14 protein-coding genes and 1 pseudogene are annotated in these 14,356 nt (G+C 36.7%); 2 read left to right on the top strand and 13 right to left on the bottom strand.

Going from position 1 to position 14,356, the window contains the following annotated elements; translation table 11 throughout:
- Positions 1-24 precede the first annotated feature (24 nt).
- Entirely contained in the window at positions 25-831 is an 807-nt protein-coding gene (locus tag JCM14932_RS04890) for a MerR family transcriptional regulator (RefSeq protein ID WP_025023900.1), read from the top strand.
- 163 nt (positions 832-994) lie between these two features.
- Here the strand turns inward: JCM14932_RS04890 and JCM14932_RS04895 are convergent, their stop codons facing one another.
- The 11 genes and pseudogenes from JCM14932_RS04895 to JCM14932_RS04945 form a co-directional block, all read right to left on the bottom strand.
- Entirely contained in the window at positions 995-1,852 is an 858-nt protein-coding gene (locus JCM14932_RS04895) for an SDR family oxidoreductase (RefSeq protein WP_025023901.1), read from the bottom strand.
- A 64-nt stretch (positions 1,853-1,916) separates the two neighbouring features.
- Positions 1,917-2,597, bottom strand: coding sequence for a B3/B4 domain-containing protein (locus tag JCM14932_RS04900; protein ID WP_025023902.1), 681 nt, complete (start codon positions 2,595-2,597; stop codon positions 1,917-1,919).
- A 15-nt stretch (positions 2,598-2,612) separates the two neighbouring features.
- Positions 2,613-3,377 (bottom strand): ABC transporter permease, encoded by a 765-nt coding sequence (locus JCM14932_RS04905; protein WP_025023903.1) that lies wholly within the window; start codon positions 3,375-3,377, stop codon positions 2,613-2,615.
- Positions 3,374-4,272: pseudogene (locus JCM14932_RS14545) on the bottom strand (ABC transporter ATP-binding protein). The gene JCM14932_RS04905 and the pseudogene JCM14932_RS14545 overlap by 4 nt, the downstream one beginning before the upstream one ends.
- Positions 4,272-4,481, bottom strand: a complete 210-nt coding sequence (locus tag JCM14932_RS04915; RefSeq protein WP_025023904.1) for a PLD nuclease N-terminal domain-containing protein — start codon at positions 4,479-4,481, stop codon at positions 4,272-4,274. Before JCM14932_RS04915 ends, JCM14932_RS14545 begins: the two are co-directional and overlap by 1 nt.
- Positions 4,474-5,604 carry a helix-turn-helix domain-containing protein gene (locus JCM14932_RS04920; RefSeq protein ID WP_025023905.1) on the bottom strand — a complete coding sequence of 377 codons (1,131 nt, stop codon included), beginning with the start codon at positions 5,602-5,604 and terminating at the stop codon, positions 4,474-4,476. Before JCM14932_RS04920 ends, JCM14932_RS04915 begins: the two co-directional genes overlap by 8 nt.
- Positions 5,605-5,748: 144 nt before the next feature.
- Positions 5,749-6,771, bottom strand: a complete 1,023-nt coding sequence (locus tag JCM14932_RS04925; protein ID WP_025023906.1) for a WxLIP family cell surface protein — start codon at positions 6,769-6,771, stop codon at positions 5,749-5,751.
- A 97-nt stretch (positions 6,772-6,868) separates the two neighbouring features.
- A complete protein-coding gene (locus tag JCM14932_RS04930) occupies positions 6,869-7,282 on the bottom strand; it encodes a WxL domain-containing protein (RefSeq protein WP_025023907.1) in 414 nt (137 codons plus the stop codon).
- Positions 7,270-7,509 carry a hypothetical protein gene (locus tag JCM14932_RS04935; protein ID WP_025023908.1) on the bottom strand — a complete coding sequence of 80 codons (240 nt, stop codon included), beginning with the start codon at positions 7,507-7,509 and terminating at the stop codon, positions 7,270-7,272. The genes JCM14932_RS04930 and JCM14932_RS04935 overlap by 13 nt, the downstream gene beginning before the upstream one ends.
- 178 nt (positions 7,510-7,687) lie before the next feature.
- The gene (locus JCM14932_RS04940; RefSeq protein WP_025023909.1) at positions 7,688-7,867 is read right to left on the bottom strand and encodes a hypothetical protein; all 180 of its coding nucleotides are present in this window, start codon (positions 7,865-7,867) and stop codon (positions 7,688-7,690) included.
- Positions 7,867-8,604 (bottom strand): NAD(P)H-dependent oxidoreductase, encoded by a 738-nt coding sequence (locus JCM14932_RS04945; RefSeq protein ID WP_235700519.1) that lies wholly within the window; start codon positions 8,602-8,604, stop codon positions 7,867-7,869. Before JCM14932_RS04945 ends, JCM14932_RS04940 begins: the two co-directional genes overlap by 1 nt.
- A gap of 70 nt (positions 8,605-8,674) precedes the next feature.
- Here JCM14932_RS04945 and JCM14932_RS04950 point away from each other — a divergent pair, with 70 nt between their 5' ends.
- Positions 8,675-9,385 carry a B3/B4 domain-containing protein gene (locus JCM14932_RS04950; RefSeq protein WP_025023911.1) on the top strand — a complete coding sequence of 237 codons (711 nt, stop codon included), beginning with the start codon at positions 8,675-8,677 and terminating at the stop codon, positions 9,383-9,385.
- A gap of 46 nt (positions 9,386-9,431) precedes the next feature.
- Here the strand turns inward: JCM14932_RS04950 and JCM14932_RS04955 are convergent, their stop codons facing one another.
- Together JCM14932_RS04955 and JCM14932_RS04960 are read right to left on the bottom strand one after the other, a co-directional pair.
- On the bottom strand, positions 9,432-11,723 hold the full coding sequence (locus JCM14932_RS04955; RefSeq protein WP_025023912.1) for an L-type lectin family protein: 2,292 nt from the start codon (positions 11,721-11,723) through the stop codon (positions 9,432-9,434).
- 146 nt (positions 11,724-11,869) lie between these two features.
- Positions 11,870-14,302, bottom strand: a complete 2,433-nt coding sequence (locus tag JCM14932_RS04960; RefSeq protein ID WP_155832074.1) for an L-type lectin family protein — start codon at positions 14,300-14,302, stop codon at positions 11,870-11,872.
- Positions 14,303-14,356: the final 54 nt, after the last annotated feature.

Genomic DNA, 14,356 nt, shown 5'->3' on the forward strand with positions numbered 1-14,356 from the left:
CAAGTAATCGATGGGAGAAATTTTATGTTAACAATTCAAAAGTTTGCTGATCTAGCTGGTACAACTAGGCGAACACTGATTTTTTATGATCAAAAAGAATTATTCAAACCAAAGAAAGTCATGGATAATGGTTACAGGTATTATGATTACGACCAACTATACGAAGCAACTTTTATCCTGGAACTGCGTCGTCTTGGCCTGTCTATTTCTGAGATCAAGTCATTAAATGAAGACTCAAGAGACGACTCCTTGAACGATAATTTGAAGAGCGTCTTACAACAGATCAATACTCAAATGGATAATCTGACCATTCTCAAAGAAACGTTAAATACCCGTTTCAATCAAGTTACTAACAATGAAGATATCGTCAAGAACCGCCCATTCATTGATTCAGTTATACCTGGATTATTCTGTCGTTCAAGACAATCAGTTGCTTGTACTGAAGAAGAAATTGCCGAGATCTACACTGACTTTTATGAACAACTTGGTAAGCTCAAATTAATGAATAAACAAGATTCCGGATTTCTAACACAGCTGCCTGGCAGTGATGCTAATCTGTATTCCACAGCTTCTTTTTGTATTTTGAAAAAAGTATCAGCGCGGACAGACACTGGCGACTTACCATTGATAAAGAAACCAGCCGGCGATTATGTCTCGATAGATACTACAAACGATACTAAAAATATCTGTATTTCATTACAGATATTAGATGAATATATCAAAAAGAATCATATCAAAATAACTGACAAACTTTGGCAAATAAACTTAGACGAAAATTTCACCAGCAAGGGTGCCTCAAACTTGGTTCGTTTACAATATCAGATAAATTAAAAAGGGGCTGTGACATAAGTCACTAAACTTGCCGCGTAAACGCGCGGCAAAACACAACTTCCTCCGTTTAACTACAAAAAGCATCGCATTTACTACGTAAATACGATGCTTTTTTAGGTTATACTCAGAAGTTAAACGTGTTTCGTCACGCTCTTTTTTTGATCTAGTTTAATTTTAATGTTAAAAATTCTTTCAAATCAGTTGCTGGATGTCCCATGATTTGTTGATAATCATCCGTAACAACATTCAACAAACCCTTACCACCAGCATCATACATTGAACTCAACATGTGGCCCTCTCCACCTTGATTGTACAAGTCGGAGAACTGCTGCAAGGTAACTGGTTGATAGCCAATCTTGTGTCCTGATACTTCAGTCAAGACAGCCGCCAACTCAGGCATCGTATAGTTTTTATCTTGAGTAAGTGTATAAATTTTCCCATTTTGACGTAACTCAACAGATGTCGCAACCTTAGCGAATGCCTTAGCACTATCTTCCAAACTAATGAATGACCAAGCTTCTTTACCAACTGGGTAAATAACATTCTGACGTTCAATCAATTCTGGCAGATATGGTACCAACGGATCGGCATACAATGCATTCTTAATGATCGTATATTTCAAGTCTGACTCAGCCAAGCGACGTGGTAAATATCCATAAAAGGCCGACAGATCAAATGGATTATTCTCCTGATCAGCAATGAATCCCATCGCTAAAATATGTCCAACTTTGGCTTTTTCAGCGGCAGCAATAACATTCTCTAATTCTGTTACACGGCTAAAACTGTCATGACTCTTACTTGGAACATAAACAAAGACATCTTTATCAGTCAGCGCATTAATCATCATGTCCTCATTTTGATAATCAATCGGTAATACCTCTATCCCTGCGTCAGTAAGACTCTTTGCCTTACTAACAGTGTGAACACCGACACTTATATCTGAGTTAGGTACAAGTTTCATAACTTCCTTTAAAATCTGAGAACCCAAATGGCCTGTAGCACCAGTAATAATATATTTCATAAATAATTACCTCTTCGTATTAATTATTAACATGTTACTACATTAGTTACACGTATTCAAACTATTAGTTTTCACTAGAAATAACTTCAACCTTAGATTCAATATCAGGCATAATTGACCGCAGATCATTACATACTCTGGTCAAAGCGGCCATTCGATATTGTACTGTCGTAGCTTCATTCCCTTGTACAACAAACAAAACATCTGTGGTATTCTCATCTATTTTATACAACTCAGAATCTCGACAATCTAAGTATGCCAGGATTCCTTTTTGATCACGATAAACATAATCATATTCAGCAACTTTTTTATCTGGTGCCATAATTGGTGAAAAAATATCCGGCTTATTAGAGACAGTGAATTCAATTGGAAAGTCGATCTTACTAATATCGTGGGCACCGATCGACAAATAAGAACGCAGCGACTCAATATTATAAATATCCACTACTGAATTGACTCGTGGAAAACTACCGCGATGTTGAATATTTCCAATCAAAGCTTCAGTAGTCGGTGGATTTTTTTTCAAACTACGACCAATTTTTTTAACCATCTCGACATATCCATTAATAATTGGATTATCACGCAAATCATCTAGATCAGTATCTAATGCTCTTTTTTCATTAGTTCCTAACTTATTCAAGATATCATCATTTAACGGCTGAGACAGGTCAATCCCACTTACTTTGGCCACAACTATATCAGTGATACCCAAATCAACTAAGCTCTGATTCAATTTAAAATCCATATCAATTCACCATCCCTACAATTTCTTGTGCTTTAATAATAAAACCGCCAGATATACCAACACCACCGCAGACAAAATCGTTATCCAAACAGCTGGCATAATATGCGAAATTTTCTCTGTTCCCTTCACTAATGACATATTATCTGTGACTAACGAGATTGGGTTGTATCTCTTCACATCCTTGAACAAATTTAATAGAGTCAAGAAGATAAAAGCAACGACTGCCGTCAAAAATCCTAGATAATTACTCTTACCCAACGCTGAACCAAAAATCGTCACGGCTACAAACATCGATCCAAATATCAATAATGGCCACAGACCGGTCAAGACATTAGGACTTTTGTTATCAGAGAAATAATATGCTGTATACACCCAATTGATAAAAAAGGCAGTTACAAGTGCGAGACACCATTGAAAATAAGCCACAATATATTTTGCCAACACAACTGAATAACGTGGTAATCCCTTCGTAACGAGATTGATCAACGTACCACGAGAGACTTCGCCACTAATAGTTCCACTGAAAATAACCGCTAAGACATAGATACCAATTTGGGTCATATTCTTATAATACTGCTGCCAAGAATCAAGACTAGTTGGATCAGTCATCTTGATCGTCATGCCACTGCCGGAAGCCATTTTCAAAATTTCTGGTGTCAGTTTGGCCATTAATGGACCTTCAATTCCAAAGATAACGAAGACAACTGCAATTATTAACAAATGATAGCTACGCCATGACTCCAATAATTCTTTGCGAATGAAAAACCACGTAGCTCTCATGACGTCACCTCCATGAAGATATCTTCCAAACTTGTTTCCAGACTATTTATTGAGACTGGCATCAAATGCCTGTCTAACAATGTTTGCATAACCTTTTCTGCGGCTGGCTGATAATCTCCGAGATAATTCAAAATTACTTGTTTATCGTTTAAGATTGCGTCCAAAACCTTTGCGGCTATTTGGGCCGAAGTACTAGAATTGAACTTCAAAACAATTTGTGGTTTGGCATATTGTTCCTTCAAATTACTCAAAGAATCGTTGGCCTTTAAAAATCCAGCATGTAAAATTCCGACATGATCACTGATACGTTCAACATCATTCAAAATGTGAGTTGAAAAAACAATCGTCGTTTCGTCACGTAAACTTGCCAACAAACTTAAGAATTCACTCCGACCAATCGGGTCCAGTGCAGACGTTGGCTCATCACAGATCAATAGACGTGGTCGATTTAACAATGCTTGAGCAATTCCCAAGCGTTGTTTCATCCTCGGGAGAATCCATGAATACGTCGCTTGTTTATCGGCAGATCAACTGTCTTCAACATTTTAGTAATTCTATCAGACAATTCGCCCTTAGGAATACCCGTCAATCTTCCACACAATTTCAAATACTCCGTCGGATTCATATAACCATAATATTCAGGAACATCAGGCAAATAGCCAATCTCACGATTAATCGCTGAATTGCCATAATGAACCCTTTGACCATCGACCAAAATTTCTCCTGAATCAATCGTTTCTAATCCCAAGATCATCTTCATTGTTGTGGTTTTACCAGCATCATTCTCACCCACAAATCCAAAAATCGAACCTTCTGGAACCTCAAAATTCAATCCATTCAATACTTGTTTATCGCCAAAATATTTCTTAACATCGTGTAATTCCAAAATTGCCATCAATATGTCTCCCTACCGACAACAAAGTACAAAATAGCTCCAATAGGATTAACTAATAGTGTTAATAACACCCACAGGATTCGATTACCTGTTCGATAGTTTTGATGACGAAAAATATGGATCAATGCGGCAACATCTAAGCCAACTTCTAACAAAATCAATGGAATAAAGAGTGGTAAATTATTCATAAAAATATCAGTATTATGCATTTTTAAAACGCTCCTCTATCGTATTTAGACGCTTAAGTATTTCCTTAAATTCTTCATTATCTTGATACTGCTGTAAGAATGGATTTTCAGTAACGATCGTAATGAAGTCAGCTTTCATTTGATTCTCATCACGCGGTAAAGCATGACCAAGATCAGTTTGATCCAACCAACTATCGATACGATCAAAATAATCATTGCCGTGTAACCTAAGCGGAAAAGTAATACTCCTCAAAACATTAATATATTCAGACAGGCATTTCATCACTGAATCAGCCAGATGTTGCTGCGCAAATCTTATGGCTGATGAATTATAAAAATTAATCACAACTGCAGGATTTAATTGTTTCAACGAAAATGATTCAATCAACGATTGACCAATATCATAAGTTTGTTTGAATTTGTCAGGTTGATCCGTAACCAATTGTAAATAATTATTTATCTGACTCATCATGACTGCGGTGTACTGGAAAAGTGAACTCTGTGTGGTCGCTATAGCTTTTCCCTTGTCACATTTTAGTTGATAAGCCCAGGCAATCAAACTCTCCGTTGGATAATATTCCGGAACGTACTCACCCAGCATGTTTAATACTTCATCTGGTTTCTTGAGCATTAATGCACAATACGCTGAATAGTCAGTCGCTTTATCCAACAACACGCGGTCATTCGAAATCTCCAACACATGTGAAAACAACTTTTGTGCTTCCCCAAGATACGTTTGCATTTTTTCTTCTCGAGAATCTCCTGGTAATAGATCACCATGATTCAGCAATAATTGCCCCATCTCTAACACTAATGGCGCACATGAATAATAACGGTGAATCACATCTTCGATCGACTTCCACACCTCTTCTGGTGGGTCTGTTTCGAATTGATGAGTTATTGAAGTATAAATATGTCGGATCTGTTCAGTTGATAGATTATTACTATAATTCATCAGCTGGTCAATCGAAATATTAAAATAACCAGCCAATAACGGAATCAGTGTAATATCTGGATATGATTGCCCTGTTTCCCACTTCGAAACTGAGGCTTTGGACACTCCCATGAACTCAGCCAGCTGTTGTTGAGTAATTTGTTTCTCCTTGCGCTTCTGTGAAATAATCATTCCCATATTCAGTTCCATATTTACCTCCAATTAACTTCTTTATACTCTAATTATATGTGGTTGATAAAGTTAAGTATAGCGATACAAAGTTAACTATTGTCATCAATAATCAACCAACACGAAACCACAAAAAAAGCCGCATCACTGCGACTTAAATTTGAATTAGTGTCTCTTAATATACTTCTTGTGATATGCCAAGACTACTAAGATCATGACTAATAGAATTGCGATAATGAAGGCGATCAATAGATAATCTGGTGTTGTCTTTCTAGGAATCGATGTCTTAGCTAATTTCTTAACTGTTTGAGTAGTGATCGTAAACTTCCTATCAAAGTGCCAAGTAGTATCGCCAGCTTTGGCATCCATAATCAACTCATAGGTACCAGCTTTCAATGTTTGCTTAGGACTGCCGATCAAATAATCGAAGTCGCTATTTGGTGCGACTGACAAATCTTGTTTATCCTGAGTGTAAACCTTCTTACCCTTAGTATCCTTGACCGTCGCATTAACTGATAGTCCCTGGATAATAGAAGGAGTTGGATTAATCAAGTTAGCACCAACATAATTATAGCTGTTAACTTGCTTCTCATTGATATCGCCAAGCTGAAGTTTGGGTTTGATTTTATCTGAGTTTTGTCTTAACTCCAAACCAATGACGTAGGCATATGCATTGTTGATCGTAATGCCTTTTTTCTTAGTTTTTGGTGCCGAAGTTATCTCTTGAATTCTAATTCCACCAAGAAGCAATCCTGAGAATGCACCTTTGGGTGAATCCAAATGGATAGTCACTAACTTGGTTGAATTGGCCTCTACCACAACGTCTTGAGGACTTGTAACGAGTGATTCGATATTATATTCTAGTCCGTCACTCTTCTCTGAACCATGAGTACCGTAGTCTATCACACCATTATTATTCGTTAGACCACGGTTAACTGACACTTCATAATGATGACTCTGATTGTCATTATTTTTGATTTTGACAGTTAAATCTTGGCTCTGTCCAGGAGTCACTTTCAAATCAAAATAAGAACCTGTCTTTTCAATTTGATTATCTGGCAAATCAGCTCCAACCGTATAATTCAACGTATCCGCTTTGGCAGGAACCGTATTAAACGTTAAAAACAGGAACAGTGACGCCACTGCAAAAACTATCGGTAAAAATATTTTTTGATCATTATCATCCATCCTTCCTGATTAAGAACGAGATGTTGAGGTTACACGCCTCAAATTTCGATAAAAGAAAGACAATACATTAGTATTGTCTTTCAAAAATATTAAAATATTATGATGGTGCATCGGTTAAAGTCCATGTGACAGTTGAGCTATATGAACCTTGTAAGTTACCAGCAGGTACGTATAATGATGCATCAGTTGGAGCATAGGTTGTTGTATAAGCACCAACACCAGCGCCAGCAGCGGCGTCTTCAACCTTCGTTGCGCCTGCAGATAAATCATCAGGTGATGAAATATAACTAGGTAAAGTTGAAACATTAGTACTATCATCTGCTGTGATAGGTGCTGTCGATGTGTTATCCAATGTAAGTGTTGCACCTGTTAATCCCGCTCCTGTACCAGATGTATTAGTGAATGGTGATGCTGCCGCAGTGACCGTCCACCCGGTTGAGAATCCAGGGTTAGTAAGAGCTAACTTAGAGATCGAAGTTGAAGCATATGTGTTTTTAGCTACTGAATACAATTGGTTACCGAACTAATCGTTGGTGCCGCATCTAGTGACAACGTTTGTGTTGTCGATAATGTTGCATCCGTTGTTGTTGTTTGTGGAGCTGGGTTAGTTGGTGTAGCTAATGTAGTCGAGGTCGTATAAGTAGGAGTCGTGGTTGCAGCTGCAACCGTGACAAGCGTTGATGCAACTCCAACAGCTATAGCTCCCAATACAGCCGTTCCCTTAATTAATTTTTTCATGATTTAATCCTCGAATAAAAAACTTTCTCGTAAAAATACTATTGTATTTGGATGCCATTAATCTGTCTAAACATCCACCATCTTTATAGTTCTTTTACTATGCGATTTCAAAATTATTGCCCAAAAAAAATAAACTAAAAACATCATTAAAATGTTTTTAGTTTATATAAATTATTTACTACCATTTATCGTGATTCCACAAGCGTCCGTCAAGTTCATGTTGAATTTGATCGGTTCTAGTTGCCTGTTCATTCACGATTTTTTTTAACGCAGTCAAGAAGGCCCGCCTTTCATATTCAGGTTGAGAATTCTTTAATTGATCAATTTGGTCCATCAACCATTTTGATTGTTCATCCATTATTCGTCCTCACCCTCCTTGATCATTTTTAACGTGTCATTAACCTGTTCGAGATTCTCTTTGTTTTGAATAAAAGTATCCAAAATAAGATTTCCGCTAAACTGATCTTCATCAGACAATTCTTTGACAAATTGTTGCAACCGATCTTCGAACCATTCTTCTCGGTTGGCTAATGAATCAGGAAACTTCTGACTCAAATATCGCTGATAATCAATCAGTAACTGCATCTGTTCGTCCTCAGACATATACCAAAACTGTGGAACTGAGAACAACGGCATGATCTTCATTTTACCTAAATTAGCGATTGCTCGGTAAGGGGCCATTGCCTCGTCCAAAGTTATATTTTCAGTTGCACCCTTTTGGAAGTCCTTCAATGGCATCCCTGTTGTCACAACGATTCCGAATTCCTTATCTTCTAGTGGATAAGTCTTGTCTCCATAAATAAAATTACGGGTTAAAACTTCATCTTCCCACTTCTTCAATCCATATGGTGCTGCATACCAATACAATGGGAATTGAAAAACAATTCGGTCAGCTTGACGTAACAATTTCTGTTCTTTGCCGACATCTATCTCATCTAATGATTCAACATGATGCCAAATAACCTGCGCATCTTCTGCACCCTTTTTCAAGAATTGTTGTGTCTGAGAATTATCGATTTCTGGATGTGAAACGATGACTAAAGTTTTGATAATCCACACCTCCATAGTGTTCTTAGAATAACATATTTTGGCCATAGCGGCTTCTCACAAGATTGATATGAAGTGATATAATTAGCACATATATTAGAATTACTCGGAGGATGAAATGCAAAAAATTATCGTTGATCCAGAATTCTGGGAAATCTTTCCCGATGTAGAAATTGCCTGCATGACTGCACGTGACATCGACAATCATGATGACAGCAATGTTCCTGATAACTTGATTCAACATGCGAATGAGGTCGCAAAAAAGTGGGTACCAGATGATCCTATCAGTGCTAATCCCGTTGTTCACGCTTGGCGCGAAGCTTATCGTAAGTTCAAAACTAAGAAAGGCGCCCGTAATGCCGTTGAGAATCTTCTCAAACGTGCCAAGAACGACAAAGGTGTTGGTAACATCAATCCCGTTGTTGATGTATACAATTCTGTATCACTAGAATACGCCTTCCCTATCGCGGCTGAGGACCTCGATAATATCGTCGGCGATGTTCACTTAACAGTAGCTAAAGGTGGCGAACCATTCGTACCGATCGGTGAAGATGAGCCCGAAGAAGCTTTGCCTGGTGAAGTAATCTACCGTGATGAACAAGGTGTTCTATCACGTTGCTGGGCATGGCGTGATAGTTCTCGTGTAGAAGCAACTGATAACACTAAGAACTTATTATTCTATATGGAAAATATCCAACCGGATCGTAAGGACGATCACACAGAAGCCGGCGAACAATTGATCAAACGCTTCAAAGACTATCTTGATATTGATATCAATGATCTAACAATTATCAGTAAAGACAATCCCGAATTTGTATTTAATAATTAAGTAAACAAATAGCTAGTGAACTTCATTTGGAGTTCACTAGCTATTTTTATGTATTAGGAAGTCCGTCATTTAAGACCCAATCGATTTTGCCTGAATACTTTCCAGCTGAACTGTCACTAGTAAGTTTCAAGAACATCCCCAGTTTATCAGTCCATGACTCCGTTATGTCAATTTGTTGACTGGCGTCAGAATCTTTTGTATTGGTATAAATATTAGTTAAATCTGCCAATGGCATTAACTTACCCATAACATTTTTGTAAACAATATTACCATTAAGTACCTGACCGCTTTGGTTAATCAGATCATGCGCCCTCGCTTGTAATGTCCAACTATTGCCACTTGCACGGCCATCAATAACCTGAACATGCCATCCGTCTTGTCGAGGAACCATTTCACCTGTATAACCACTATTCACCGGTTGGAACGATACATTATCACTTACTTCACCAAACCGTAATCCACCATCAACATTTATGCTGATGTTTACTTCTCTAGAAGTTAGAACTACTGGTGCAGACACACTATTAAGCGCAACTGATGATACTGCATAAATTTTTAAATTATTCGTTCCAATATGTAATTGAGATTTAGGAATATTCAATAGGAATGATGCTGTTAAGTAATCCTTATTCTTTGTTAACTTCATTGATTCTGAAGGACTATCGTTTAATTTACTATAAACAGTAATGTTAGATGGCTTTATAGGTACTCCGTTACCGTACCAAATCGATCCATCAATCAAAATATTATCAGGTATAGTATCCTTATTTGGAAAATTTATTGTTCCTGATGGATCGGTGCTTATCATCAATGAATCTGTTCTAATTCTGAAACTAGGAGTATTGTCATCAATAATAAAATTATCACTCTTAAATGAGGCATGCTTGGCCGATACGGTTGTACTTCTCTTAGCTTTATCCGCCGTTGTATGTAACACAATAAGTGCATTTGCATGCGTGCTGTTTAGACTTTTCTTCAACATATGTTGAATATTATTATGACTAATTTCTTTTAGATCAATTGTTTCTGATGGTGTTCCATCATCATATTCAATCGTTCCAGAATCAAATGAGACTTCACTAGGAAAATCAATATTAGCTAATATTTTTTCCCAGTCTTTTGTTCCACTGACATAATTCAATTTATAAATAAAATCTAGCTTATCGCCAAAATCAACCGTATCATTCTCTTTTACTGGCTTTCCAGACGTAATATTTTCAATAGATACATGAGATTCAGCATTAATAAAAGAAGGAATGGATTCAAACACAATGAAGTTGTTTTCAGTAAATCGGCCTGTAGTTCCTGTAAATCCCCAGTGTAAACGATGATCGGCGGTTTTGAAATGAAACTTATCAATATCAAGATTGATCGTATATTTGTATCCTAAGACATTAGACCATGAGCCGTCTAAATTTTTATCGTTTAAGGAATAGGTAAGATTATGAGTTGTGGGATCCCACTTTATAGTAATATGATGCCAGTTTTGATCAGTCAAATTCATATACTGATTACCCTGTCTATGATCTAATGTAAAATAACGTTTCTTTTTATTACTGTCATTTATCCTTTTAACATATAGTGGATTATATGTAGCAGCTTCACCTGGATAATTATTTCCCATATGCTGACCTTGTTCATTCAGATCAAACGAAACCCCCTTACCATTTATTTGATCGTACATACTTAATCGATTAACAAATGTATCAAACTCCATGGCCCAACTGTTTTGAATGGCCGTCTTTGCTACATCTTCAGAAGTAGCAAAGTTCCCACTATAATAATCCGGGAGATTGTTAAAATCTGCACCCCACACGCCTAATGTTTCTCCAACAGCAGGTGTATTTTTATAAGTCGATATTGCACCGTATTCCCGTGGGTCATTTTGAAGTACAAATGCCATTCCATCACCAACCTGCAAGGCATTATCAGAATCCTTTGATGGATAAGGCCTACCAAAATACATCCACATGGATAAGGTTTGCGGTTTATCCATGTCAAAATAGTTATTAGCAGCAAAATTGCTCCAAATGGCACTGATTTGGTCTACATTATTAGTAACTTGTAGGACTCCGGAATAATCAGTTGGATCATCATTACGGCGTAATACTTCACCATTATTTCCATCGAAAGTCCCCAGTTTGAATGCAGGATCATCAATATTTAATCCGCGCGGTGCAGTATCCATAGCATTTTTAAAATCTACTTGATCTTTTGATTCGGACAAATCTGATGCACCTACATTGATTGGACTGGTCATAACTGTTATAGCAATCAAAAGTACATTAAATACAACCAATAAAATTGATAATTTATAATTTTTATTATTAAACTGCATTAATACACCTTTCCTGTCATAATATATTATCAAATCACTATACATAGTGTATCAAACTATTGACTCGTATTATCAATAAATAAAATTTTATTTTCTGAAAAGTAAACTTATTTTTACACAAAAGGAGCTGTTAAAAACAGCTCCTTTTATTTGTTTGGAAGTCCATCAGTCAAAACCCAGTCGATTTTACCAACATAATTACCGCTTGAATTTTTATTATTGAGTTTCAGGAAAATTCCTTTTTTACTATTCCAATAATTTTCTACATTAACCGTTTGCTCTGCTTCAGATTGCTTCGTATTGGAATAAATATCGGTTGGACTAATAAGCGATAATATTTTGCCAGCGTCATTTTTGTACACCATCTCACCGTCAAGTTTTTGAGCAGTTACTACGTTTATTAAATCATGTGCCTGAGCCTGTAAAGTCCAGCTGCTACCAATATCTCGCCCATCAATTATTTGAATATGCCAATCATTTTGTCGTGGTACTATTTGTCCAGCATAGCCGACATTGACGGATTGAAAAGATACATTATCACTTACTTTATACTGCAATCCTCCACCAATAGAAATAATGACAGTACCGACAGAAGAAGTGTTTCCAGAGGTATCAGTTGCTTTAATAGTTACCGTATTTGATCCCACATGTAACTTAGATTTTGGAACATTAAAAATATAATGTGCAGATTGAGATGTGCTACCCGACAAATTAAAAGTATCCTGGGTAACTCCATTAACACCCGGATGCATGGTTATAGTTGAAGGATCAATATACGAACCATTTGAATACTTAACATCCCCACTAATTTGCGTATTATCTGGGACTGACTCCATACCTTGATAATCAATCTTATCCGATATTGTTAACAACATTGATGGGATAGTAATATTAAACTCCGGAGTATCATCATCAACAATGAAGTTATCACTGACAAAACAAGCATGTTGTGGACTGACGGTTACCGGACTCGTTCGATTGTTCACAGTCGTATGTAGAACAACCTTTGCATGATTGTTGGAATTAGACAAATTCTTCCGCATCAAATGTTCTACTTTTCCATTATTGAACTCGCTAGCTTTAATCTCTTCTGGATGATCCGGATCATTATCGTAAACTATTTGTCCATCAGTAAAAGTAACCTCAGATGGCAGTGTCATAGAAGCAAGAATCTGACTCCATTCCTTCGAACCATTTTTATAATTTAAATCATAGATAAAATCAAGACCATCACCAATATTTACCTTATCATCACCACTATCCGGAATTATCGTTCCCTTGGTTGTATCTTCCAAACTAACTTTTGAATCAGCATTAACAAACGATGGAATGGATTCAAATACAATGAGATTATTCTCAGTGAATCGACCGGTAGTACCAGTAAATCCCCACATCAATTTTTTATTGTCACCTAATTTAAAGTGGCTCATATCTAATTGTTGAGATCCAACAATACTAGTACTGTTGGCAGTACCATCAATATTTTTATCATTAAACGCATAAGATAAGGTGCTTGTCGCATGATTAAACTTAACCGTCATATGATGCCAATTAGCATCGGTCAAAGACAGGTTATCATGCAGATTCTTATGATTCATTTTAAAAAACGTTTTAAATCCATTCGGGCCATTAGTAATATCTCTCATATATGTAGCATTAGAGTCATATTTATCGATAGTGTAGTTAGCATAACCATCAGGATAATCCATACTGATGTGCTGACCCGTTATATTTTGATAATAATCCCATCCATCAGGTTTATTGGGATTTCTTCCTTTCACAATATCAGCGTCAAATGACACACCTTTACCATCTATATCATCAGCTCTAGTAAGTCGATTAAGGAATGTATCAAATTCAATTGCAAAACTATTTGGAATTGCCGTTTGAGATATCGGAGCATTTTGAGCAGTGGCACCAACATTATTAAAATCAGCCCCCCATACACCTAATGTTTGTCCTGGTGCAGGATTGCCGTCATATCTAGATATTGCCTCAATTCCACCAAAAGAATTCAAAGGAGAAGAATCAGGCTGGGCATTTTGAAGGACAAATGCCATCCCATCTCCAATCTCCTTTTCATGTTCTTCTTTTCTTTCCTCTACCAGCTTTTTTTTGAATTCAAGTTGCTTCTCAGGCGACATACCAACCATATTTTGTTTATCTTTATCAGTTAATACTATATTATCAACGGTTAATTCAGTTGGCTTACCAAAATATAACCACATCGACATGGATGAATCTTGAGAAACATCCAAAAAATTCGATTGGCTAGTATTGCTCCAAATGGCTCCTATTTGATTTATATTATGGGTAACTCGTAAAATTCCGGTTTTATCGTTCGGATTATTTTCACTTTTTCTAATAACCTTTGAAGCATTCATATCCTCGGTAGAATCCTTTTTATGAAATTGACCACGTAAAAAGGTTGGATCAGATATATCTAATCCCTTCGGAGCTGTGGCTATGGCATTATCCAAGTCCTTCTGATCAGCAGCAGGTTCATCTACTGGAGCAACGTAGGGTGATGCTGTATTTTCTGCACTTACATTGATAAGACCAGCTTTAAATAAGCACATAATAATTAATATATTAAATACAAAAAATATGAGTGATAATTTATAATATTTATT

Source organism: Companilactobacillus nodensis DSM 19682 = JCM 14932 = NBRC 107160 (assembly GCF_000615905.1).
GTDB classification, from domain to species: domain Bacteria; phylum Bacillota; class Bacilli; order Lactobacillales; family Lactobacillaceae; genus Companilactobacillus; species Companilactobacillus nodensis.